General features: G+C 69.4%; 13 protein-coding genes. 8 read left to right on the forward strand and 5 right to left on the reverse strand.

The features are described from left to right. Positions 1–134 precede the first annotated feature (134 nt). Together PZE19_RS08550 and PZE19_RS08555 are read right to left on the reverse strand one after the other, a co-directional pair. Positions 135–3,554 (reverse strand): bifunctional diguanylate cyclase/phosphodiesterase, encoded by a 3,420-nt coding sequence (locus PZE19_RS08550; RefSeq protein ID WP_277860165.1) that lies wholly within the window; start codon positions 3,552–3,554, stop codon positions 135–137. Then, positions 3,544–4,065 carry a heme oxygenase-like domain-containing protein gene (locus PZE19_RS08555; protein ID WP_277860166.1) on the reverse strand — a complete coding sequence of 174 codons (522 nt, stop codon included), beginning with the start codon at positions 4,063–4,065 and terminating at the stop codon, positions 3,544–3,546. Before PZE19_RS08555 ends, PZE19_RS08550 begins: the two co-directional genes overlap by 11 nt. A 391-nt stretch (positions 4,066–4,456) precedes the next feature. Here PZE19_RS08555 and PZE19_RS08560 point away from each other — a divergent pair, with 391 nt between their 5' ends. The 5 genes from PZE19_RS08560 (at position 4,457) to PZE19_RS08580 (ending at position 16,405) form a co-directional block, all read left to right on the forward strand. Further along, positions 4,457–5,320 carry a PEP-CTERM sorting domain-containing protein gene (locus tag PZE19_RS08560; protein ID WP_277860167.1) on the forward strand — a complete coding sequence of 288 codons (864 nt, stop codon included), beginning with the start codon at positions 4,457–4,459 and terminating at the stop codon, positions 5,318–5,320. A 369-nt stretch (positions 5,321–5,689) separates the two neighbouring features. Further along, a complete protein-coding gene (gene secA / locus PZE19_RS08565) occupies positions 5,690–9,340 on the forward strand; it encodes a preprotein translocase subunit SecA (protein ID WP_277860168.1) in 3,651 nt (1,216 codons plus the stop codon). 316 nt (positions 9,341–9,656) lie between these two features. Next, a complete protein-coding gene (locus tag PZE19_RS08570) occupies positions 9,657–10,961 on the forward strand; it encodes a 3-deoxy-D-manno-octulosonic acid transferase (RefSeq protein WP_277860169.1) in 1,305 nt (434 codons plus the stop codon). A gap of 139 nt (positions 10,962–11,100) precedes the next feature. After that, positions 11,101–11,454, forward strand: coding sequence for a DUF3467 domain-containing protein (locus PZE19_RS08575; RefSeq protein ID WP_277860170.1), 354 nt, complete (start codon positions 11,101–11,103; stop codon positions 11,452–11,454). Between the two features lie 349 nt (positions 11,455–11,803). Then, complete coding sequence (locus PZE19_RS08580; RefSeq protein ID WP_277860171.1) at positions 11,804–16,405, forward strand: hypothetical protein; 4,602 nt, start codon at positions 11,804–11,806, stop codon at positions 16,403–16,405. Positions 16,406–16,489: 84 nt separating this feature from the next. On the opposite strand, the gene PZE19_RS08585 is transcribed toward PZE19_RS08580, so the two are convergent. Beyond that, positions 16,490–18,283, reverse strand: coding sequence for an L-fucose isomerase (locus PZE19_RS08585; RefSeq protein WP_277860172.1), 1,794 nt, complete (start codon positions 18,281–18,283; stop codon positions 16,490–16,492). 597 nt (positions 18,284–18,880) lie between these two features. On the opposite strand from PZE19_RS08585, the gene PZE19_RS08590 reads away from it, so the two are divergent. Beyond that, on the forward strand, positions 18,881–19,660 hold the full coding sequence (locus tag PZE19_RS08590; protein ID WP_277860173.1) for a PEP-CTERM sorting domain-containing protein: 780 nt from the start codon (positions 18,881–18,883) through the stop codon (positions 19,658–19,660). A gap of 80 nt (positions 19,661–19,740) precedes the next feature. Here PZE19_RS08590 and PZE19_RS08595 read toward each other — a convergent pair whose 3' ends face one another. Both PZE19_RS08595 and PZE19_RS08600 read right to left on the reverse strand, forming a co-directional pair. Continuing rightward, positions 19,741–21,012, reverse strand: a complete 1,272-nt coding sequence (locus PZE19_RS08595; protein ID WP_277860174.1) for a M24 family metallopeptidase — start codon at positions 21,010–21,012, stop codon at positions 19,741–19,743. 204 nt (positions 21,013–21,216) lie between these two features. Beyond that, positions 21,217–22,092, reverse strand: coding sequence for an alpha/beta hydrolase (locus tag PZE19_RS08600; protein WP_277860353.1), 876 nt, complete (start codon positions 22,090–22,092; stop codon positions 21,217–21,219). 50 nt (positions 22,093–22,142) lie between these two features. On the opposite strand from PZE19_RS08600, the gene PZE19_RS08605 reads away from it, so the two are divergent. Together PZE19_RS08605 and PZE19_RS08610 are read left to right on the forward strand one after the other, a co-directional pair. Continuing rightward, positions 22,143–22,634, forward strand: a complete 492-nt coding sequence (locus PZE19_RS08605; RefSeq protein ID WP_277860175.1) for an L-2-amino-thiazoline-4-carboxylic acid hydrolase — start codon at positions 22,143–22,145, stop codon at positions 22,632–22,634. A 120-nt stretch (positions 22,635–22,754) separates the two neighbouring features. Beyond that, the gene (locus PZE19_RS08610; RefSeq protein ID WP_277860176.1) at positions 22,755–24,143 is read left to right on the forward strand and encodes a protein kinase domain-containing protein; all 1,389 of its coding nucleotides are present in this window, start codon (positions 22,755–22,757) and stop codon (positions 24,141–24,143) included. Positions 24,144–24,151: the final 8 nt, after the last annotated feature.

Raw genomic sequence — 24,151 nt, forward strand, 5'->3', positions numbered from 1 at the left:
GTCCAATCCCCTGGTCGATGGTGCGGTTCCTATCGTATCGCATTCGAATCGGCGGCGGACCTCGCCGCCGTCGGCCACGAGCGAACATCGGAGGCCTTCGCCAGTCGATCCTTGCGAAGGGCCCAAAGAACTTGTCACGCCCGGCCGACCGGTCGCTTGCGATCGACGGAGGGAATCCTCCGCGGCTCCGGACGCCCCTGGTTTGGAGACGCCGACGAGGCGGGCGGGACGTCGACCGCGAAGTCTTCCTCGGGCATGGGACGGCCGATGTAGTAGCCCTGCGCCTGGTCGCAGCGCATCGCGGCGAGCCGTTCGAGCGTGTCGCCGTCCTCGATCCCCTCGGCGACGACCCGCAGCCCGAGTTCGTGGCCCATGGTGATGATCGCCTTGACGATCGCGGCGTCGGCGTTGGAGGTGATCATCTCCTGGACGAACGCCCGGTCGATCTTCAGCTCGTCCACGGGGAGTCGGCGGAGACAGGCCAGGGACGAGCAGCCGATCCCGAAGTCGTCGACCGAGACCCTCAGGCCGAAGTCGGATCGCAGGCGGGTCAGGGCGCGGGCGGCGCCCGCCGGGTCTTGCATCAGGGCGCTCTCGGTGATCTCCAGGGTGAGCCACGAGGCCGGCAGGTCGGCCTTCACGAGTCGGCCGGCGAGCGCCTGGTAGGGCGTGTCGCGGTGCAGGAACCGGGGGGCGACGTTCACGGCGACGCCCAGGGCGACCCCCTGATCGCGCCAGCGACGGTGCCGGTCGATCGCCTGGCCGAACGCCCAGTGCTCCAGGCGGCCGGTCAGGTCGCCGTGCTCCGCCAGCGGGATGAAGCTGGAGGGAGGGATCATGCCCAGTCGGGGATGCGGCCAACGCGCCAGGGCCTCGACCCCTTCGATCCGACGGGTCGCGAGGTTCATCTTGGGCTGGTAGTGCAGGACCAGCCCGCCGGTCTCGATCGCCTCCCGGAGATCGCTCATCAGGGCCAGCCGCCGCGGGCTGTCGTCGTCCGGATCGGCCGAGTAGACCGCGAAGCCCCCGCCGGAACGCTTCGCGGCGTACATGGCGACGTCCGCGCGGCGCAGGAGCGTCTCGGGGTCGTCGCCGTGACGCGGGGCCAGGGCGACGCCGATGCTGCCGCCGACGTCGCAGTTCCGCTCGTCGATCTGGAACGGAGCCTCCAATTCGTACAAAAGCCGTCGGGCGATGGCGACGGCGTCGCGCTCGCACGTGCGGGGCAGCAGCATCACGAATTCGTCGCCGCCCAGGCGGGCCAGCGTGTCGGTCGCCCGCAGGAGCTCTCGGAACCGCGCGGCGACCTGCTGGAGCAAAAGGTCGCCGAAATGGTGGCCCAGCGTGTCGTTCACCTCCTTGAAGCGGTCGAGGTCGATCAGCAGGAGCGCGGGGGGCGACGTCACGTTCAGGATCGCCTGCTCCAGCCGCTCCATGAACAGCAGGCGGTTGGGCAGGCCGGTGAGGGCGTCGTGCCGCGACTGGTGGTCGAGCTTCTCCTCGATCCGCTTCCGGCGGACGGCCGCCATGAGGACGTTGGCGATGAGCTGGAGGAAGTGCTCGTCCTCCGCGTCGAACCGGCCCGCGCGATGGGCGTAGGCGACCAGGACGCCGTAGGTCGCGTCGGAATCCTTCACCGGGACGGCGATCCCGCTCACGACGCCCAGCCGCGCGTGCAGCCGGCAGCCCTCGAACCGGTCCTCGTCGCGCAGGTCGGCGGCCACGACCGGGCGGTCCGCAGAGACGGCGAAAGCGGCCAGGGGGTCGTCGATCGTCGCCGAAGCCGGGGCGGCCTCGGCGATGTCGGGCGGCGCGACCTCGGCGCGGATCACCAGCGCCTCGCGGCCGGGGACCGCCTGGAAGAGGCGGCAGATCTCGACGTCGAGGGTCTGCGCGATGAGCGCGACGGCCTCGGCGAACAGGCTCTCGGTGTCGGTCGAGGCCAGCGCCCGGTTCCCCAGCTCGGTGATCGCATCCTTCCGCCGCGCACGGGCCCGGAGTTCGTCCTCGCCCGTCAACAGGTGCTGGATGGTCTCCTTGAGCTCGACGGCCGCCGCCGTCTCGGACGACTTCCAGCGTTTCGAATGCAGGGTGACGGCCTTCCGCCAGAGGTCGAACGATTTTCGGGGGTGCAGGCGGGCCTCGCCGTTCACGCGGCTCATCGGCTTGTCGGGATCGCCGGCCCAGTTCATCACGCGGACGACCTCGGGGCGGAACCAGAGGAGATAGTCGCCCCGGTCGCGCGAGATCTCCACGCCGAGCATGCCGCTGGCCTCGTCCTTGAAGGCGACGGCCGGTGGATAGGCGGCCGCGAGCGATTCCGAGGCGAAGGACCCCCGGTCGAGCGAGCCGGTCATCATCTTGATCAGGCCGGGGATCTCCGTCTCGTCGGGGGTCCGGCCGACGAGGGTGCATTTCATCCCCTCGACGACTGCGGCGCCCTGGGCGTCGACGAAGTCCAGGAGGCTCGTCGGATCCGCCGCCAGGCCCTTGAGGGAGGACGCGCGCGACAGGGCGTTGAGGAAGCGGATCTGGATGGCCGAGGTCTGCACGCGGTAGGCGCGCTCGGCGCCGTCTTCACGCATGTTGAGCTGGGTCTCGATGATCTCGGCGAGGAACGAGCAGGTGAGCCGCCGCTCGGGGCAGACGCGCCTGGGGGTGTAGTGATGGCAGGCGATCAGGCCCCAGAGCGCCCCGTTCTTCAGGAGGGACACGCTCATGGTGGCCGCGACGCCCATATTCCGGAGGTACTCCAGGTGCACCGGCGAGACGCTCCGCAGCACGCACTGGCTCATGTCAAGCGGGCGGCCGCGGGCCTCGCCCTCGCCGTCGACCAGGCCCGCGGGGGCGTAGCCGACGTCCGGGATGCAGCGTAGCCGGTTCGTCGTGTAGAGCCGTCGCGCCTGCTCGGGGATGTCCGACGCCGGGAAGTGGAGCCCCAGGTAGGACGACGCGATCCGGGCGTCCCGCGACTCGGCGATCACCTCGCCGTTCCATACCGCGTCGAAGCGATAGACCATGACGCGGTCGTAGCCGATGATCCGGCGCACCTCGTCGGCCGCCGCCTGGCAGAGCGTCTCCTCGCTCTCGGTCGCCTGCAGCCGGGCGGTCGCCAGCCGGACCTCCTGGTAGAAGGTGTGGAAGTCCCCCACCTCCCCCGGCTCGATCGGCTCGGCCTCGACCACCAGCTCGCCGTCGCTCCCGTGCACCAGCACGTTGAACGCGCGGCCCCCCTCTCGACCAGGCAGCGTCAGCTTCAACGGGTTGGCTCGGATGAGGTCGTCCCCCCGCAGGATCATCCGCAGGTGGGCGCCCTGATCCTCGCCGAGGAGCGATTCCAGCGGTCGATCGACCAGTTCCTCGGCCGGGACGCCCACCAGGAACGCCGAATTCGCGCTGGCGCGGCGGACCCGGAAGCTCGCCTCGTCGACGACCAGCAACAGGCCGTGGGGCTGGATCTTCTCGGGGATGTGGATCGGCTCGCGGGAGCAGTTCGTCAGGTCGACCGCGGCGCCGGCCGGGGATTTCCCATCGGATCGCGATTCATGCAGCATGGGAGAGCCACCGATCCAGGGCCGCGAACGTCCGACGGGCGGGATGGACCACGAGGTCGGAATCGCCGCAGCGGTGACAGGGCCGGGCCGGGGCCGCCGGGAAGGACGACCACGTGGGCCTGACTTCGGCCCCGTAGCCATGGAAGAACGAACAGCCCCGGGCCTCGTCCCCGGGCAGGACGTCGCAGACGTGTGCGGCGATGATCCGGCCGCCGAGCGGAGGCCGCCCGCATCCGGGCGACCGCTCGACTTCCTCGCGTTCGCCGGCGAGCGCGGCCAGGTCCTCGCTCAACTGCGGGAGTTTGACGTGGTCCCGGAGGTGGAACTCCGGATCGTCCCGGCTCTCGAACGACGCCAGACGGTCCTCGATCGGCCTGTCGAAGTCGGAATGCGGATTCTCGATCGCGGCAAGCTCGCGCAGCGTGAGATCGGCGGTCGGCGAGCCTCGCGTCCGGGAACCCATGGCGCCGTGGAGGCCGCGGGCGCCCTCTCGAAACTTCGCGCGGATCATGCGTCGATCCTCCGACGGCCGACGCGCCCGCCGCGTCGCGAGGCGCCGTCACCCGAGCTGCGGCGAAGTCATGCGTCCCCGCCGCCCTGATCATCCACCACGTCCTCATCGAAAAGATAGGACATGGAAAGCTCCAGCCCAATCTCGGCCGCCGACCGAGCGGAACCGACTCGGATGGCCAGGATGAAACCGATCGGTCGATCTGATCCGCCCGGGAAACCTCGCCAGGGGCCGATGCGGCGGCCGGAGCGTTTAGAAAATGCATCAACCTAGGAATTTCGTCCTATCATTCACACGTTTTTTTTGCATTGATGCTTCAAGGCGTTACGATGCGTCCCGCGGCGCTCCTGTCGGCCCGCCCCACGGAAGTCTTGCCTGCCGGAGTCCGTCCATGCGATCCATCCTCACCGCGTCATTCGCCCGCGTTTCCGCTTTGTCGTTGGCGGCTGCGGTCTCGCTGGCGCCGGGCGTCGCCCACGCCGGCATCGAATTCGTCGATCAATTCCGCTCGCGCTTTTCCACGCAGACCGGCGACGGCCCCGCCGTGACCGACCTCGGCTACGCCTTCTCGACGAGGCTCTTCGCCAGCGCCCCGAACTTCTACAACACCGTGGGCATGACCGGCCCCGGCGGCACGGTCGACCTCACGGCCGACGTCTCGAATCCCTCGGTCTACAGCTACGGGTCCAGCCTGTTCGCCAGCAAGTCGGACATGGACGCGGCCTTCCCGATCGCCGCGACCTACGACTACCTGGCGACCTCCGGGTCCGGGCCGGATGCGACGAGCCTGACGCCCGGGGCCGACGATTATCCCCAGTCGACGCCCTACCTGGCCGGCACGACCTACTCCGATCTCCAGGGTGTGAACGCCGGGCAGGCCATCCAGGTCGCCTTCAGCTCGTTCGACACCGGGGGGAGCGCCAGCGAGTCGTTCATCTTCTTCACGATCTTCGACCTCACGCTGGGCCAGTCGGTTTACGACGCGGGATTCCTCCCCGCCACGACGACCGGAGTCACGCTCGGGGCCGGCGTCCTGCAGGCCGGGCACTCGTTCAGCTACGAGCTGAACTTCTCCAACCGGGAACTCGTCTCGACGCCGGGCACCGGGTTCGACTCGCAGCTCGGGTTCGACTACCGGACCAGCGGGACCTTCTCGACGTCCGCGGTCCCCGAGCCCTCCACGCTGGTCCTGGCCGGCATCGGCGCGGTGGGAATCCTCGTCTCCAGCCGCCGCGGCCGTCGCACGGCCCGCTGAAACGACCGTCGCCAGGCCCATCACCGGCTTTCGAGTCCCCGGCGCGTCCGACATGCGGACGCGCCGGGGCTTTCGCGTTCCGTCGCCCAAACCCCGGCCTCGGGCTTCTCCCGGAATCAGGCGATCCGCCGCGATACGCTCGACGTAGAATAGGCTTCGACCGCCCCATCGGCCGGGCCGATCCGGCTGCCGGACGCCGCCCGGGGCGAGGAATGGGCGGCCGGGCGTCCCATGAGGGGACCATGAAAGCCGCGGGGCCGGCGTCCAGCGACGCGCCGGGCGCGGTTGACGTAATCCTGATGTCCGTTGTAAGATGCCGTATTGCAATGACTTGCTGCATCGCATCATTCGCACGGGGACCACGCGGCAATGGAAGTGCTGACCGAGATTTGGGATAAGACGACCGACGCCCTGTCGGCCCTGTCCGAGGGGGTCTCGGAGGGTCTCGTACGGATCTTCGGCAGCTCGAACGAGCGTCGCATCCGGCAGATGCGCCCGATCGTGGCCCGGATCAACGAGCTCGAGCCCTCGGTCCAGACGCTGTCGGACGACGAGCTGAAGGCCCGGACCGAGGATTTCCGGGCCCGCCGCGAGGCCGGCGAATCGCTCGAGGACCTGCTGCCCGAGGCGTTCGCCGTCTGCCGCGAGGCGGGCCGCCGGTTCCTCAACATGCGGCACTTCGACGTCCAGCTCATGGGCGGCATGGTGCTCCACGGCGGCAACATCGCCGAGATGGTCACCGGCGAGGGCAAGACCCTGGTCGCCACCCTCGCCGCCTATCTGAACGCGCTCGACGGCAAGGGCGTCCACGTCGTCACCGTGAACGACTACCTCGCCCGCCGCGACGCCGAATGGATGAGCCCCCTGTACCAGGGGCTGGGCATGACCGTGGGCGCGATCCAGTCGGAGATGGACTCGGCCGAGCGCCAGGAAGTCTACGGCTGCGACATCACCTACGGCACCAACAACGAGTTCGGCTTCGACTATCTCCGCGACAACATGAAGCCGACCGCGGAGCTGCAGTGCCAGGGCGAGCTGCACTACGCCGTCATCGACGAGGTCGACAGCATCCTCATCGACGAGGCCCGGACCCCCCTGATCATCTCGGGGCCGGCGTTCGACGACGTCCGCAAGTACGCCGAGGCCGACCGGATCGCCCGCCTCCTGAAGCGCGACCTCCACTTCGAGGTCAAGGAGAAGGAGCGCACCTGCCACCTGAACGACGCCGGCATCCGCGAGGCCGAGAAGATCGCCGGCCTGGAGAGCTTCTACACGCCGGGCAACATGGAGTGGCCCCACCTGATCGACAACTCGCTGAAGGCGCACCACCTGTATCGTCGCGACCGCGACTACGTGGTCCAGCCCAACGGCGAGGTCGTCATCGTCGACGAGTTCACCGGCCGCCTCATGGTCGGCCGCCAGTGGTCCGACGGCCTGCACCAGGCCGTCGAGGCCAAGGAGCGGGTGAAGATCAAGGAGGAGAACCAGACCCTCGCGACGATCACGCTCCAGAACTTCTTCAAGCTCTACAAGAAGCTCTCGGGCATGACCGGCACGGCCATGACCGAGGCCAACGAGTTCTACAAGGTCTACGGCCTCGACGTCGTCGCCATCCCGACCAACCGCGGGCTCAGCCGCGTCAACCACGCCGACGTCATCTTCCGCTACGAGCGCGAGAAGAATCAGGCGCTCGTCGACGAGATCAAGGAAGTCCACGCGACCGGCCGGCCGATCCTCGTGGGCACCGTCTCGATCGAGAAGTCGGAGGAGCTGTCGGAGTTCCTGACCCGATACGGCATCCCCCACCAGGTCCTCAACGCCAAGCACCACGAGCGCGAGGCCGAGATCGTCGCCCAGGCCGGGCGGAAGGGGGCGGTCACGATCGCCACCAACATGGCCGGCCGCGGCACCGACATCATCCTGGGCGGCAACCCCGAGTTCATGGCCTGGTTCGACCTCAAGCGCGCCACCAACGAGGACGGCCGGCCGCTCTACGAGACCCGCCTCGACGTCAGCCCCGAGGCCTGGCACGAGGCCGTCGCCAAGTACGAGCCCGAGATGAAGGCCGAGGGCCGCGAGGTCGCCGGCCTGGGCGGCCTGCACATCATCGGCACCGAACGCCACGAGAGCCGGCGGATCGACAACCAGCTCCGCGGCCGCTCGGGACGCCAGGGCGACCCCGGCTCGTCGCGGTTCTTCCTGGCCCTCGACGACGACCTGATGCGGAAGTTCGCCGGCGAATGGGTCTCGGCCGTGCTCACCCGCCTGGGCATGCAGGAGGGCGAGGCCATCGAGAGCCGGATGGTCAGCCGCCGCATCGAGGGCGCCCAGAAGAAGGTCGAGGAGCGCAACTTCGACATCCGCAAGAACCTCCTCGAATACGACGAGGTCATGGACGAGCAGCGCAAACGCGTCTACTCGTTCCGCCAGGGCCTGCTCGAAGGCGCCTCGCCGAAAGAGCGGATGCTGGATATGATCGACGATCAGATCCAGGCCGCCGTCGACCGCTTCCTCGCCGACGACTACGGCCAGGCCAGCTTCGCCGAATGGGTCTCGCAGCGGCTGGGCGTCGAGATGACCGCCCGCGACTTCCGCAACGTCGAGTTCCAGGACGCCGGCGACATCGTCCACCACCGCGGCGAACGCCAGCTCTACGAGGCGATCCGCGAGGCGATGGAGGAGAACATCCCCGCCGACGCCGAGCCCTCCGACTGGACCTGGGGCGCGCTCGTCAACTGGGCGAACAACCGCTACTCCCTCGACCTCAAAGAGAAGGAGCTGCGGAAGTTCGAGCGGCGCAACGGCGACGAGGTCGAGCTGGACCGCCCGGCCCTCGAAGAGTTCATCCACGGCCGGGCCAAGGCGTCGATCGAGAAGCTCGACCTCTCGCCCGCGCAGGAATTCCTCGCCGGCGACTGGGGGCGCCGCACGCTGGCCGGCTGGGCGCACCACAAGTTCGGCATCGCCGCCGACCCCGCCGCCTGGAAGGGCCTCGACCGGGCCCAGATCGCCCGCCGGCTCCGCGAGCAGGCCCGCGAGCTGTACGTCGCCAAGGAGGCCGAGCTGCCGGTCCGGATCGCGGCGACGCGATTCCTGGGCGACCGCTCGCAGGCCCACAGCCAGACGCCCCGGTACGACCGCGAAGGCCTCGCCGCCTGGGCCTCCGAGCGGTTCCACTCGGTCGTCGACCCGGCCGAGCTGCAGACCATGCTCCGGCCCGAGATGGAAGCCTTCTTGATCGACATCGCCCGCAAGAAGTACGACGGGGCCCGGCTCGCCGACGAGCTGAACGCCCGCCTCGACGCCGTCCTCCCCCGCGCCACCGGGCGCGACAAGCCGGCCCCGGCGCCCGACAAGGCCGCGCTCGCCGGCCTGGTCGAATGGGCGAAAAAGGGCCTCGGCCACGAGACCTCGGCCGAGGAGCTGGCCGCGATGACGCCCGAGGAGATCCGCGGGGCCCTGGCCTCGGCCCTCGACGCCAAGGTCCGGCCCGAGATGCGGGAGATGGAGAAGGTCCTGCTCCTGCAGATCCTCGACGCGAGCTGGATGGAACACCTCCGCGCGATGGACCACCTCCGCAGCTCGATCGGCCTGCAGGGCTACGCCCAGATCGACCCCAAGGTCGAGTTCAAGCGCGAGGGCATGCGGATCTTCGGCGAGATGTGGAACGGCATCGGCGACCGGGTCACCGACCTGATCTTCCGCGTCGAGCAGTTCGACCCCGAGTTCCTCTCGTATCTCGGCTCGCGCTGGAAGCTCGACCGGGCCCAGGCCATCCACCAGGACGCCGACTCCGCGTCGGCCTCGACCTCGCTCTCGGCCGTGCCCGACACCGGAAACGGCGTCCGCCAGGTGCAGGACGCCGCGATCAACGCCGACCTTTCGACGTCCGATAAGAAGAAGGAGCCCGTCCGCAACCTTGGAAAAAAGGTGGGCCGGAACGACCCCTGCCCTTGCGGATCCGGAAAAAAGTTCAAAGCCTGCCACATGCGGCAGCAGTCCTCGACCGACATATTCTGAATCGCGGTCGGAGACGACGTCGATCGCCCAGGTCCCCGGCACGGATGCCGGAAGGCCGGGTCGGTCGGCCCCCGGCTTCTCGCTCGCGACCCCCGGGCGGGCGTCCTAACCGTTTAGGCCGAAGCCCTTGCGGAGATCCGGCCGGCGCCGAATCGGCCCGCGTCGCCGCGATCGCCGACCGCGGGGATCGCCCGAGGCCGCGGGCCGCGGCCGGGACCTCGGGACGGGCGGACGGCGGCGGGCACGGCGATTGCTGAAGGGTCTCGCGTCTCGTCGAGAGGACCACTCGCCCTCTATCGGGAAAGGATTCCCCGGGATGCCGCTGGTTTTGAATGTGATCTACGTCGCGACGCTGATCCTGCTGTCGCCGTTCCTCGTGTATCGGATGGTGCGGTCGGGCAAGTATCGCGACGGCCTCTGGGAGAAGTTCTCGGGGGACGCCCCCAACCGGATCGGCGAGGGGCCCTGCCTCTGGTTCCACGCGGTCAGCGTCGGCGAGGTCTTGCTCCTCCGCCCCCTGGTCCGCGAGATGGCCCGGCGGCGGCCGAACTGGGAGGTCGTGATCTCGACGACCACCCCCACGGGCCTCGCGGTCGCCCGACGGACCTTCCCGGAGCTGATCACCTTCTACGCCCCCTTCGACTTCAGCTGGGCGACCCGTCGCGCCCTGGGGCGGATCCGGCCCTCCGTGCTGGCCCTCGTCGAGCTGGAAGTCTGGCCGAACCTGATCCGATCGGCCAAGAAGTCGGGCGCCAAGGTGGCGATCATCAACGCCCGGCTCAGCGAGCGGAGCCATCGCGGCTACCGCCGGCTGAAGGGACCGCTCGGCCCCACGCTGCACCGGATCGACGCCGTCGCCGCTCAGGACGAGGACTACGCCCGCCGCTTCGTCGACCTGGGCGTGCCGATCGATCGGGTGAGCGTCACCGGGTCGGTGAAGTTCGACGGCCTGGAGAGCGACCGCAACAACGCCCGGACCCGCGAGCTGCGGGCCGAGCTGGGGCTCTCGCCCGCGGACCTCGTGTTCGTCGCCGGCAGCACGATGGAGGGGGAAGAGGCCGCGGCGCTGGCCGCTTATCGGGCGGCGCGTCGGGACCATCCTCGGCTCCGGCTGGTCCTGGTCCCCCGCCACGCCGAGCGGTTCGAGGCCGTCGCCCGCTGGCTCGAGGCCGAGGGCGAGGCGGTCGTCCGCCGCAGCGGCGGGCCGACGGCCGCCGGCGGCAAGCCGACGCCGATCATCCTGATCGACAGCCTGGGCGAGCTGGGGGCGGTCTGGGGCCTGGCCGACGTGGCGTTCGTCGGCGGCAGCCTGCTCCCCGGCCGGGGCGGCCAGAACATGATGGAGCCGGCCGCCTACGGGGCGTCGGTGATGTTCGGGCCCCACACGGCCAACTTCCGCGAGACCGTCGCCCAGCTCCTGGCCCGCAACGCCGCGCGGCGGGTGGCCGGGGCCGGCGACCTGGCGGTGAGGCTCCGCGAGGACCTCGACGATCCCGAGGTCGCCGCGGCGCGAGGCGAGGCCGGCAGGCGGTTCGTGCTGGCCCAGCATGGCGCCTCGGGGCGGACGCTCCTCGAGCTGGACCGCCTGGTGGAATCGTCGCACGCGCAAAAATCGGCTTGATCGGAATTTCCGTTTCGCGATAGTCTGCACCTGATATCGTGGACCAGGGACCGAGAGATCGCCGTGTGCTCTCTTCTCCTGGGCACGGCCCTGGAACGCCGCACGGCGGCCTACGACCGAAAATAGGATGGATCTGGTAATGAGCGAGCCCGAAACCCCCACGCCGCACGCCCAGCAAGTCACCACCGAGGTCGTCGTCGACGATTCCGGCACGGTGCCGTCGTACTCGAACTTCTGCCGCGTCACGGCCACGCCCGAGGAAGTCATCCTCGACTTCGGCCTGAACCCGCAGCCGTTCGCCCAGGGCCGGCAGGACGTGAAGGCCAACCAGCGGCTGGTCATGAACTTCTACACCGCCAAGCGGCTCCTGACCGCCCTGAGCATGACGATCCAGCGCCACGAGGGGACCTTCGGCTCGATCGAGCTCGACGTCCGTCGCCGGGCCCACGTGCCCCAGCAGGCGCAGACCGGCCCCAAGGGCGTCGTCGAGTAAGTCGACGGCCCCGCCGATCCACTCCGACGCATCCGCCAGAGGCCGCGGCGAGGATTCCCCCTCGCCGCGGCCTCTGGCCGTTTCTCGCCCCAATCTCCCCGCTCTTGCCCCGCCCCCCGCCGGAAATGACGATAATTCGGCTTGCATCGCCCCTTTCCCTGATCGCGGGCGCGTCCCCCGGCCGATGCTGGTGGTGAGAAAAGATCCGTGTGCGCCGGTCGCAGCCCGGGATCGGGTCTTGCCGGATGTTTCGACTCATCGTCAAACGCCAGGTGCGCCGATACTGAGGATTGCCGGGCGTCTCGGCCTCGGTTCAGGACGGACGAGTCCAGCGTTAGGAGATAATGGAATGTCTCAGCCATCCCGACCGCGGGCGCAAGGCCCAGCGCAGCGGCGAAATCGCAGCATCAAGCTCGAAGGACCGACCCCGCTCGAGGGGCGGGCCCTGCTGGCTCCCGTCGTGCCGGTCTTTCCGCTGCAGGCCGTCTTCACGGCGGCCGCCACGCCCACGAACGCGTTCCTGGGGACGGTCGTGGTCAGCTCGGACACGACGGCCACCGCCCTCACGAGCGCCGCTCCGATCACCTCGGTGGCCGAGCTCACGCCGCTGACGTCGTTCGGCGGCGACATGGTCCGGATCCAGGCCGGGCCGGGCGGGGTGTTCGGCAACGGCCTCTACGCGATCTCGCGGGGGAGCGGCGGGGTCGATTCGGCCATCGACCGCCCCGGCGTGATCTACCGGATCGACCCGGCGACCGGCAAGGCCAGCGTGTTCTTCGACCTGAACACGGTGATGAACCAGCTCGACCCCAACGCCCTGAGCACCGACGGGGTCAACCCGGCGGCCAACTCGCTGGGCGGGGCCACCGGGGGCGCGACCGACCCGACCGGCTTCACCAACTGGTACGACATCGCCTTCGACGCGGAAGGCTACATCGACGGCAAGCCCTCGATGCTGGTGACCACGTCCGACCGCTCCGACCCGGCCAAGAACGCCATCTATCGGATCGCGGCCGACGGCACGTTCCTGGGCGCCTACGTCACCCTGACCGACGGCCAGGCGGCGACCAAGTTCAACATCAACCCGACGGCCGTCGCGGTCCCCGGGCCCGAGATGCAGTCGTTCCTCCGCGGGATCGTCGCCGGCAGCGGGATCAGCTCGACGGGCGGGACGATGGCCGCCCTGTTCTTCAACGCCAACCAGTACTCGCCGGGCCAGGTGATCTCGAACGCGTCGAGCCTGCCGAAGGGGGTCTCGGCGACCGGCATGACCGCCGGGCCGATCGCCGGCATCACCCCGGCCAACATCGACTACTTCTCGCCCCTGTACTCGGTCTTCACCGACTTCGGGACGGCCACCGGCGGCGGCATCCCCGCCACGCCCGGCTTCAGCGGCGTCCAGGGTTCCAACGGCGACCTGCTGATCGCCGCGCCGGCGACGACCGACACGACCACCGACACGCTGGTCGTCGACCAGGCGCCGTTCCTGACCACGCCCTTCCGGCGGTTCGAGGACGTCGCGTTCGACCAGTACAGCTACTTCGCCCAGTCCGTCGGCCTGACCTCGTCCGACACGACCACGGCCACGGGCGGCACCACGACCGCCTTCACCGTGAACGGCCAGCCGACCTACGCCGGCAACCTGTTCGTCAGCGACCTGGCGTCGGGCCTGTTCGTCGCGGTCACCTCGGTGGCCGAGGGCGACGTGCCGGCGGGCGTCGTCGTCAACGTGCCGGTCCAGGGCAGCGGCGTCCTGGGCATCCAGAAGGCCGACCCCTCGCTCCCGTACGACGCCGTGACCAACCCGCTGGTGCCGATCGTCACCAACGGCAACACCACCGGCGGCAGCAACTCCACCGGCGGCCGGGTCATCCGGATCACGCCCGGGGGCATCGTGTCGACCTTCGCCCAGGGCTTCAACACCTCGGGCGCCCAGGATTCGACCAGCTTCATGGATTCGACCCTGAGCATCACGTTCTCGGCCGACGGCACGGTCTTCTACGCCTCGGACGGCGACGGCATCTGGCAGTTCAAGACGACCGCCAGCCTCGCCGGCTCGACCTCGGGCACGATCATCGGCCTGAACGACCTGCGGACCCTGGGCGTGCCCTACGACGGCCGCGGCAGCGCGGTGGCGGTGGTCGACACCGGCGTGGACGGGCTCTCCTCGCCCTTCCGGGGCCGCGTCGGGGCCGGCAAGAACCTCTACACCGGCGGCAACGGCAACGTCGACGTCGCCTCGCTGGACATCGGCACGACCAACACCGGGGGCGGGACCGGCGGCGGCACGACCGGCACCGGCACGAACACGATCCTGTCCAACAGCTTCGACGGCCACGGCACGCCGGTCGCGGGCGTCGTCGCCCAGTTCGTCCCCCAGGCCACGATCGACCCCGTCTCGATCTTCTCCCCCTACGTCGGGCTCACCACCACCAACGGCGGGACCACCGGCGGGGGCACGGGCGGCGGGACCGGCGGCGGCACAGGCGGCGGCACCACCGGTACGGCCCTGACCGCCCAGTCGAACGCCCTGACGACCAACAACGCCGTCTACAACGGCCTGGCGTACGTCGCCTCGCACCCGTTCGTGAACGACCCGGTTCGACCGGGTCAGGTCTCGCGGGTCGTCGCCTCGACGCTGGCCTTCGGCACCACCCAGACCTGGACCAGCGAGGCCCAGGCCTACAAGAACTACCCCCAGATCGTCATCGCCCTGAAGCTCCAGCTCAAGAAGTTCCGCTCGCTCGGGATCGCGCCGATCGCGGCCGCCGGCCAGTTCGGCTCGCCCCTGGGGCTGGGCTCGGGCGGGACCAACACGGGCGGCGGCACCGGCGGCGGGACCACCGGGACCACCACCACCGGGCTGGTCCGGAGCGCGGCCGACAACGCCTCCGCGGGCGACAACAACGGCATGTCGCTGCCCGCCATCCTGAACGAGACCATCTCGGTCACCGGCACCTATCCGTTCCCCTACTTCACCGACGCCACCACGACGCCGGTGAACACGGCCGTCGGCGTCATCCCCAACCCGCAGGGGCCGGTCCTGGTCTTCCAGAACCAGCTCTCGATCGGCGGCACCGCGACGACCGGGACCGGCGGCGGCGGCGGCACCGGCGGCGGCGGCGGCACCGGCGGCGGCGGCGGCACGGGCACCGGCACCGTGGCGCCGAACGTCGAGACCTTCGCGGCGGCCGACAACGCCATCTGGAGCGACCGCATCCCGGGCGCCGTCAACCGCGGCATCGCGACCGACTTCGGGGCGCCGGCGATCGACGTGCCCACGTTCCGGCGGCGGTTCTCCGACCTCCAGGCCGCGACGTCGACCGACACGACCTCCGGCGACCCGGCCAACCGGCTGACCTTCACCCAGGTCGGGACCTCGATGTCGACCGGCATCCTGACCGGCGCCTACTCGATGGTCTCGTCGGCCCTCGACTACTGGACCAACCTGAACAAGGACCAGGGGATCACCTCGGACGCCTACCTGACGACCCCCGTCGGCGTCCGCAGCCTGAACTTCGGAGTCCACGGCGTCGGCGACCTCTCGGCGTACAACACGCCCGACGGGATCAACGGCATCCTGGCCTGGACGGCCGTCCCCGCCTTCGACCTCAACGACGGCGGCAGCATCGCCACGCCCGCCCTCATCAGCACGACCGACAAGCAGAACAACTTCGTCGGCGGCGAAGACGCCCCGGCCTACGCCCGCGTCTCGATCAGCAACGCCATCGCCGCCATCGAGGGCACCGAGGCGCTGAATTACCTGATCAGCAACAACATCCTGCCGATCATCGACGCCAACAACGACGGCGTGCTGACCGCCCAGGAGGTCCAGGACTTCACCGACACGGCCGCGACCAAGGGCCTGCCCGAGGCCGGCGCCATGGCCCGGCTGCTGGGCGGCACCGCGACCTACGCCCAGGAAAACGCCGGCATCAACAACCTCCTCTTCGACGAGACCCCGGACTCGGCCGGCGCCCTCCAGCGCCGCTTCAACTTCTTCGACTACGTGGCCAACGGCCAGCTCAAGGGGGCCGTCAGCATCGACAGCCTCAAGATGCTGTCCGGCACCCTGCTGCCCAAGCCGGACGACTACGTCATCGTCGACCGGCAGCGGGCCTCGGTCAACGGCTTCCTCGTCGACCCCACGGCCCAGCGGAACACCACGGCCCTGCAGCACAAGCTGCCGCGGTACATGTGGGTCCCCGCCTCGGCCGTCGCCAAGTACCGGGGCATGTCGCCGGCCCGGTTCAAGATCAACCGCAACGAGGCGCCCGGCTCGTCCTTCCCCGTCTACACGCTCTTCGACGGCGGCGGCCCGGCCGTGCAGCGCACGGGGACCAAGATCGTGACGACCAAGGTCGTCAACGGCCAGACCATCCGGGTGGCCTCGATCAAGCCGGGCGCGGCGATCGCCGCCAACTCGGGATCGAATTCCGCCACGACCCCGGCGACCACCCCGGCGACGACCCCCGCCGCGACGACGACCAAGCCGTCGACGGCCACGCCGGCCACGACCACCCCCGCGGCCTCCACGACCACCCCCGCGGCCACGACGACCACCCCCGCGGCCTCCACGACGACCCAGGACCAGAGCAGCCAGGTGGTGGCCGCCCTCGTGAACCTGGCGAATCAGAATCAGGCGGCCAAGCCCACGACCTCGCTGCCGGCGGCCACCCCGCTGGTGGCCGACGCCGCCAACGCGACGACGACCCCGGCCGCCACGCCGCCCCCGACGGCCGCGGTCTCCACCGACGTGCCGACGACGCCGGCGGCGACCAACACGACCGCCGCCGCGTCCGCCGCGGCCGAGTTGGCCGCCCAGCAGCAGGCTGCCGCCCAGGCCCAGGCCGCCAAGCTCCTGGCCCAGAAGAAGGCCCAGGCCGCTTCCAACAGCAAGTCCTCGCTGGAGAAGCTCTGGGACGACGTCAAGAAGCCCTTCGGCCTCTGATCGACGACGAACCAAACCCGACGAACCCCGGCGCGGCCGGCCCTGGACCCAAGAGGACCAGGGCCGGCCGTTTCGCGTTGCGGCTCAGCCGTAGAGCGGGCCGAAGCTCGTGCAGGCCCGGTAGTCGGCGGCCTGCGGCTCCAGGGCGCCGAACAGGCCCCAGGCGCTGGGGCGGAACAGCCTCTCGGGCGGGACGTTGTGCATCGCCACCGGGATCCGCAGCATCGAGGCCAGCGTGACCAGGTCGGCCCCGATGTGGCCGTAGCTGATCGCCCCGTGGTTCGCGCTCCAGTTCGCCATGACGCTGTACACGTCGGCGAACGGGCCCTCGCCGGTCGTGTTGGGCACGAACCAGGTCGTCGGCCAGGTGGGGTTCGTCCGCTCGTTGAGGACCTCGTGGACCGCCGGCGGCAGGTCGATCGACCAGCCCTCGGCGATCTGCAGCACCGGGCCGACGCCGTGGACCAGGCTGAGCCGGTTCATCGTCATCGGCATCCCCCCCTTCGAAAGGTAGCACGACGAATAGCCGCCGCCCCGGAAGTACTCCGAGACCGCCGCCGGCCAGGTCGTCGCCTTGAGGCAGCGGTCGACCTCCTCGGGGGCGATCTCCCAGAACGGCTTCATCGCAGGCTTGCCGTCGCGGGTCTGCTCGCCGCTGCCGTCGAGCGTGGCCGCGCCCGAGTTGATCAGGTGGATGAAGCCGCCGGCCGCCCGGCCTTCGAGCGTCGCGCCGGTGACTCGCTTCACGGCCTCGGCGCTCCAGAACGTCCGCACGTCGGCGAAGAGCTGCGCCGTGTTCGTCAGCAGGTAGCCCAGCAGCATGCCGACGCCGTTGAGGCAGTCGTTCTCGGTGGCGAACTGGAAGGGCATGCGGACGCCGTTCCAGTCGAACGACGAGGTCAGGATCGCTTCCGAGAAGTCGCCGTTGGGGGCGTGGTCGGTCCAGGCCCGCTGGCCCTGGAAGCCCCCCGCGATGGCGTTGCGGCCCAGGGCCTCCTCGCCGTAGCCCAGCTCGGCGAGCCGGGGGTTGCCGATCATCAGGTCGCGGAAGATGAGCGTCATCTTGACGACCGTCCGCCAGTCGGCGGCCTTGGCCTCGGCCGACTTCCGCGCCGCGGGGGGGTTGTAATCCTTCCCCTCCTTGCAGTGGGCGCCGACCCAGGCGAGGGCCTTCTCGAACTCGTCGGGGTCGTAGATCTCCTCGTCGATCCGCCGGGCGACCTCGCTCATGTCGACGCACTCGACGCGCATGCCGAGGTGGCGTTCGAACAGCGGCTGGTCGACGATCGAGCCGGCGATGCCCATCGAGACGCCGCCCAGCGAGAGGTACGACTTGCCGCGCATCGTGGCGACCGCCAGCCCCGCTCGGGCGAACCGCAGGAGCTTCTCCTGGACGTCGTCGGGGATGGTGGAGTCGCCGGCGTCCTGGACCTCGCGGCCGTAGATGCCGAAGGCCGGCAGGCCCTTCTGGTTGTGCGCCGCCAGGACCGCCGCCAGGTAGACCGCGCCGGGCCGCTCGGTGCCGTTGAAGCCCCAGACGGCCTTGGGGATCAGCGGGTCCATGTCCATGGTCTCGCTGCCGTAGCACCAGCAGGGGGTGACGGTCAGCGAGACGCCCACGCCTTCGCGGGCGAACTTGTCGGCGCAGGCGGCGGCCTCGGCCACGCCGCCGATGCAGGTGTCGGCCACCACGCACTGCACCGGCTCGCCCGTCGGGTGCTTCAGGCGGGACGACAGGAACTCGGCCGCGTTGCGGGCCATCGCCATGACCTGGCCGTCCAGCGATTCCCGCACCCCTCGCCGCCGGCCGTCGATCGCCGGCCGAATGCCGATCTTGGGGAGCCGACCGATCCACGGACTCTTCACGCTCGCGCTCATGACTCGCTTCCTTCAAGACATGCAGTCGGCGCGCGGGACGTCTCGGCGGGAATACCGCGAGCGCCTCCGCGACGCGCTTTCTTCCCTTGTACAGCCCGCAAGGTCCCGGCGAAACGGCGCGGCACCGGCGGCGTCGAGGAAACGCCGCGTGGCGCAAAGATCCGGCGGGATCGGCGGGCCGAGCATGCCGACCCGGGTCCAGCGGGATGCGGGAACCAAGGGTCGACGACCGCAGATAGATGCAAGGGAGCCTTCGACCGGATCGACGTCAGCTTGATGACCGGATCCGGCGACAGGAGGGCCAGAGTCGACCAGGAGCATGAAGAGGCCAGGTCGCAAGGCTCGGTTCGGATGGAATGGGTCGCCAGGCCGGCGTTAAGTTGATTTCACCCTTGAGCTGTGCCGTCGGACCGTTCGACCAATGCCACAGCAAAGTGCCGATTTTTTCATGAAGATGATTAAATTTCTGATGTCCTGGTCGCGATCCGGTCTTACCTTGACCGAATCACCTACGCCCACTACCGTTTCCGAAACGGATAAGACAACATTGTCCGCACGCAAGAATCGATGCAGGCGTCTCACAAGGATTGTCGACGCATGTCTCACATCGTTCATCCTCATCGCTTTCGTTGGATCGTCGCGATCGGCCTGCTAGCCCTCGCCCCGGCCGTCGAAGCCGCTCCTCTTCGGGGCTACACCCTCACCGACCTGGGATTCGTCCCTGGGACGGGTCTCGATAACGACGGCAACGTCATCGACCAGCCCGTCAGAACCCTCGTCGGCGACGTCCCCACGTTTGACCTGGGATGGGACGGGGGATCGGACCCACGCCTGCCGCCCGGACGCGTCATCCGATGGGCCGAGGTCGTGGACGGAACCCCAGACGGCCGATTCCTGATTTACACGCAGGGTGCCGGGTCTCCCTCCCGCGAAATCATGCAGACCTTCGTCGCCGACCCCAACAACCCTCACGTCCCGAGTGGTCTATGGGTGACGCTAAGGCTCCACGACGACTACTGGAGCTCCATACGAGGCACCGACGTCAACGCCTCTGGAGAGGTCATCGGCGAACTTGGTCGAATCGGCGCGGACGGCCACACGACGATGAGGTGGGATCCCAGGTACTTTTATGCCGCAGCGGGCGAAACGACCATCCACGAGCTGGCCGAACTCCTTCCCCCCGGATCGGGCTGGAGGCATTTGAGCCTGCAGAGCATCAACGACAATGGTCAGATCCTCGGCTGGGGTGTGAACCCCGAAGGCGAATCCTCAAGATTCATCCTGACGCCGAACGCCGTGCCCGAGCCCGGGACGTGGGCCATCTTCGGGCTGGCCTCGGCCGCGGTGGGCTGGCGGACGCGACGTCGTAAACGCTGAGCGACTCGCCCGTTCCTGGCGAAACATCGCGATGAACGTGCACGAATGGCGGGAGCCGAGACCGAGTGCCGGCTGGAATCTCAGCGTTCGAGGATGCCCGGGCGGGGGAGCGAGTAGCCCTTGACCGAGATGTCGATGAGCGGCCAGTCCTGGGCGGCGGTGACGATGTCGAAGCCGCGGGAATCGACCACGATCGTGTCTTCCGAACGCGCCGAGCCGACGCTGGGGTTCCAGCAGACGGCCATGTTCGGCTCGAGGATCATCGGGCTGTCCGGGGTGAGCAGGGCCTCGCGCGGGGAATAGCCGATGAGGACGCCCTGATAATCGAGCGTCCACTCGTGGGGGGCGTCGTACTTCTCGTAGATGCGGCGGGCGCGGCGGAAGACCTCGGCGATCGGCTCGCCGGGACGCGAGAAGTAGATGCACGTCGCGTCGACCATCGCGGCGAGCGTGTGATTGGCCCGGAACTCGGTCTCGGGGGGGCCGAACGTCACGGTGCGGGTGACCGAGGCGCAGAGCCCGTGACGCCGGCCGGTGACGGCGATCGTCGCCTTCTTGAGGATCGGCGCGGCCTTGAAGGTCGGCTGGCGATAGCGGGCCAGGCGATCGTCGCTGGCGACCCGCAGGTCCACCGGCGCGACCCCTTCGCGGATCAGCCGATGCGCCAGGTGGCCGGCGACGTCCGCCTCGCGCTCGCCGCGGTCGAAGTTGCGGCATGTGGCCTCGACGGCCAACGAGAGGGTCCGCCCCAGCTCGCGATAACGCTGACGTTCCAGTGGCGTCAACTGCCGCCGCAGGTCGCGCAAGGGGTCGAGCGCCCGCCGCCACTGCGAGCAGCCTTCCGACGCCAGGTCGGTCGCGATCTTCTTGTTGTGGCAGAGTTCGGCCACCACCCTCAGCGGGTCGTCGTACCAGGGCCGCTCCTTGAGCTGGAAGCCCAGGCCCGCCAGCTCCTCCTCGAAGACCCGCGAACTCTGCACGTTGTCGGCGAGCACCGCCCGGCTGTTGCGGTTGATGTAGAGCAGGACCGAGCTGTTGTCCGAGCCGTAATCCTGCGCCAGGTCGCCGCCCGACGTGAACCAGGCGATCGAGTCGGCGCGGCCGAGCACGACGGCGTCCTGATTCGTGCGGTCCAGGAAGTCGCGGATCCGCTGATGCTTCAGCTCGACGTCGTCACGTCGCCGCTTGCGGTCGACGTCGCCGTGGTCGCAGGCGGGGTCCGGGACGTCGGGCAGCGAGTCCACGGCGGGGCGGTCGGCGGCGGTCTCCAGAACCCGGTCGTAGACCTCGGTTTCCGGGCCGTCCTCCGTCATCAACCCGATCGGACCGCCGACATACAGCTCGGTTGACACGACCTGATTCCCCCGGACAGGAAACATCCCCGGCCGCCCCGGAACGGGACGGTTGAACGACGAGGAATCCGAGTGGCTTTTGTATCTTAATGCTTTCGGGAATGGTGCCCTTATCGTTCCACCTCGACCCGACGATTGCAAGAAGCAAGAAGTGCAAAATCCCAAAAGCCTACATGGCATCAAGCAATCAAGACGTCTGTTGTCTCAGTGGCCCTGGACCCGCCCTCGCCAGGCCTCGTCCAGGAACCGTCGCACGTCCGGGTTCAGGTCGCGCGGAACCGGCGATCCGACATCCAGTTCGAAGCCATGGCGCGCCCCTGATATTTCGATGAGCTGGTGCACGCCGCCGACTTCTTCCAACCTCTTCTGCATCTTTCGTGCCTGGTTGACCGAAACCCACGCGTCGTCGCTTCCATGAATTAAGAGAAGGGCCGGACCACCGGCGGCCGCCCGTTCGATCGGCGACGCCGCGCGGGCGGGCGATTCCATTCGGCTCGGCTCGCCGCCGAGGAACGCGGCGGTCGGCTCGTGCGGCAACCTGCGATCGACGGCGAGGTCGAGCAGCGAATAAGGGGTCGACAGGCAGACCGCCGCGGCGATGCGAGGGTCTTCCTGCGCCGCGAGCGCCGCCAGCAGCCCGCCCGAGGACGTCCCGACGGCGGCGACCCGACGGCGGTCCAGGTGATACTCGTCGCCGTGGTCGTGCAGCCAGTCGAGGGCCGCGAGCACGTCGCCCAGCGCGCCGTCCCAGCTAGGCGCGCCGGGGCGCGCCAGCCGATAATCGACGACCGCGACGGCGATCCCGGCTCGCGCCAGGGACGCGAACTGGGGGCCGTAGTCCCGCTTCGATCCGCCCGTCCAGCTCCCGCCGTGGACGGCGATCAGGACCGGCCGGTCGATCAGGGACGATCGGTCGGGCAAGATCAGGTCGAGCTTCAGGGAACGGCCGTCGACCGTGCGATAGGTCAGATCTCGCACGACGACCAGACCCGCGAACGGGTCGGTCGATGGCCCCGACGACGCGTTCCAGGCCGCGAACGTCGCCGCCGCGACGACCAACCAGCAGAACGGTCGCAGCATCGCCACGCTTCGCGTCCCTCCTGGATCCTAGTACGTACGGAGCCGGCCCGATGGCGGATCAGAAACCAAACATCCCCCTGCTCCAGCAGCGCGAGATCGAAGCCAAGATCGTCGGCCCGCTGGTCCGGGCCTTCACCGACGCCTTCGGCCGGGAGGCGACCCTCGACGTCCTCCGCGGCGTGATCGTCGACCTCGCCCGCCAGGGCGGCGCCGAGCTGGCGCGGTCGCTGGGCGAGCAGTCCCTGGAGGCCTTCGCGACGACCCTCGGACGCTGGAAGGAGAACGACGCCCTCCAAATCGACGTGCTCGAAAGCACCCCCGACCGGCTCTCGTTCAACGTCGTCCGCTGCCGTTACGCCGAAATGTATCGGCGACTCGGCCTCGAAGACTTGGGGGCCACGCTCTCCTGCCAGCGCGATTTCGCCCTGGCCGAGGGCTTCAGCCCCGACATCGAGCTGGAGCGCACCCAGACCCTCATGCAAGGCGCCCCGTTCTGCGACTTCCGCTTCCGCCGCGTCCCGCGGGACGAACAACCGGGCTGAGGCCGGCGAACGCCGAGCCCCGCACGCTTGTCGAACATGATATAATGAGCGGAAGATTCGAAAACCCCGAAGACGGCGTCCGCGAGGCCGCCGGGGGTGTTCCGCGGTAATCGGATTTCGATGCCAACCACCTTCGTCGGCAATCCCGCCCCGTCCTTCGACCTGCCCTGCACGCGGCAGCCCGACCCGACGCGAGGCCGGGCCCGGTTGCTGGATTACAAAGGGCGCTGGCTCGTCCTGGTCTTCTATCCCCGCGATTTCTCGATGGTCTGCCCCACCGAGCTGATCGGCCTCAGCCAGCGCCGCGAGGAGTTCGCCGAGCACGACTGCGACCTACTCGCTATCAGCTGCGACCCGGTCGAGCTGCACGAGCGCTGGCTGGCCACGCCCAAGACCCAGGGGGGCCTCGGCGGCCTGAGCTTCCCGCTCGCCAGCGACCTCGACGGCTCGGTCTCGGCGGCCTACGGGGTCTTCGAGCCCCGTCAGAACCTGGCGGTCCGGGGGACGTTCATCGTCGACCCCGACGGCCGGATCCAGTACCAGGTCGTCCACAGCCTGAGCGTCGGCCGCCGCAGCCAGGAAGTGCTGCGCGTGCTCTCGGCGCTCCAGTCGGGCGGGCTCTGCCGGGAAGACTGGATGACCGACGGCTCGCACATCGACCCGTACACGGTCCTCCAGCCGGGTAACATCTTCTCGCACTATTACATGGATTCGGAGATCGGCGCGGGGACGTTCGCGCGGGTCTATCTGGCCCGCGACCTCCAGCTCGACCGCCCGGTCGCGCTGAAGGTCTTCAACCGCGACTGCCCGGTCACGCCCAGCTCGGTCCTGGCCGAGGCCCGGTCGGTCGCGGCGCTCAACCATCCCAACATCTGCACGATCTACGCCGTCGACGACACGGCGGGCCTGCCGGTCATCGCGATGGAGTACGTCCAGGGCCTCTCGCTGGCGAACCGGCTTCGCGGCGAGCCGGCGGCGATCGACGAGCTGCTGGCCATCGCCAGGCAGATCGCGGGGGGGATGGCCGCGGCCCACGACGCCGGCATCGTCCACGGCGACCTGAAGCCGGAGAACATCATGGTCGGCGACGACGGCCTCGTGAAGGTCCTCGATTTCGGCCTGGCGCGGCGGATCAACCGCGTCAACGCGACCGAATTGGAAGAGACCAGCGAGCTGGGCCTGGCCGAGGGGGGCGACGGCGTCTTCGGCACCCCGCGCTACCTCGCGCCCGAGCAGACCCGGGGCGAGCCGGCGACCTTCGCCAGCGACGTCTTCGCGCTGGGCGTCGTCTTCTTCGAGATGGCGACCCGCCGGCCGGCGTTCGCCGAGGGGAATGTGCTGCAGGTCATGGACCGGATCCGCAACGTCGACCCCGAGGCCATGGCCGCCGAGGCCGGCGAGCCGTTCACCCCCCTGCTCCGCTCCATGCTCCTCGCCGACCCCACCCGGCGCGACGTCGCGATGCGACGGATCGTCGCCGAGATCGACGCCGTCTGCGAGTCGGTCTGATGCGACGA

The organism is Paludisphaera mucosa (assembly GCF_029589435.1).
Lineage (GTDB): Bacteria > Planctomycetota > Planctomycetia > Isosphaerales > Isosphaeraceae > Paludisphaera > Paludisphaera mucosa.

What these genes read in the sequence shown, in the direction of transcription:
- PZE19_RS08550 (WP_277860165.1), bottom strand. Translation starts at nt 3,554, where the DNA reads ATGCTGCATGAATCGCGATCCGATGGGAAATCCCCGGCCGGCGCCGCG.
- PZE19_RS08555 (WP_277860166.1), bottom strand. Translation starts at nt 4,065, where the DNA reads ATGATCCGCGCGAAGTTTCGAGAGGGCGCCCGCGGCCTCCACGGCGCC.
- PZE19_RS08560 (WP_277860167.1), top strand. Translation starts at nt 4,457, where the DNA reads ATGCGATCCATCCTCACCGCGTCATTCGCCCGCGTTTCCGCTTTGTCG.
- secA (WP_277860168.1), top strand. Translation starts at nt 5,690, where the DNA reads ATGGAAGTGCTGACCGAGATTTGGGATAAGACGACCGACGCCCTGTCG.
- PZE19_RS08570 (WP_277860169.1), top strand. Translation starts at nt 9,657, where the DNA reads ATGCCGCTGGTTTTGAATGTGATCTACGTCGCGACGCTGATCCTGCTG.
- PZE19_RS08575 (WP_277860170.1), top strand. Translation starts at nt 11,101, where the DNA reads ATGAGCGAGCCCGAAACCCCCACGCCGCACGCCCAGCAAGTCACCACC.
- PZE19_RS08580 (WP_277860171.1), top strand. Translation starts at nt 11,804, where the DNA reads ATGTCTCAGCCATCCCGACCGCGGGCGCAAGGCCCAGCGCAGCGGCGA.
- PZE19_RS08585 (WP_277860172.1), bottom strand. Translation starts at nt 18,283, where the DNA reads ATGAGCGCGAGCGTGAAGAGTCCGTGGATCGGTCGGCTCCCCAAGATC.
- PZE19_RS08590 (WP_277860173.1), top strand. Translation starts at nt 18,881, where the DNA reads ATGTCTCACATCGTTCATCCTCATCGCTTTCGTTGGATCGTCGCGATC.
- PZE19_RS08600 (WP_277860353.1), bottom strand. Translation starts at nt 22,092, where the DNA reads ATGCTGCGACCGTTCTGCTGGTTGGTCGTCGCGGCGGCGACGTTCGCG.
- PZE19_RS08605 (WP_277860175.1), top strand. Translation starts at nt 22,143, where the DNA reads ATGGCGGATCAGAAACCAAACATCCCCCTGCTCCAGCAGCGCGAGATC.
- PZE19_RS08610 (WP_277860176.1), top strand. Translation starts at nt 22,755, where the DNA reads ATGCCAACCACCTTCGTCGGCAATCCCGCCCCGTCCTTCGACCTGCCC.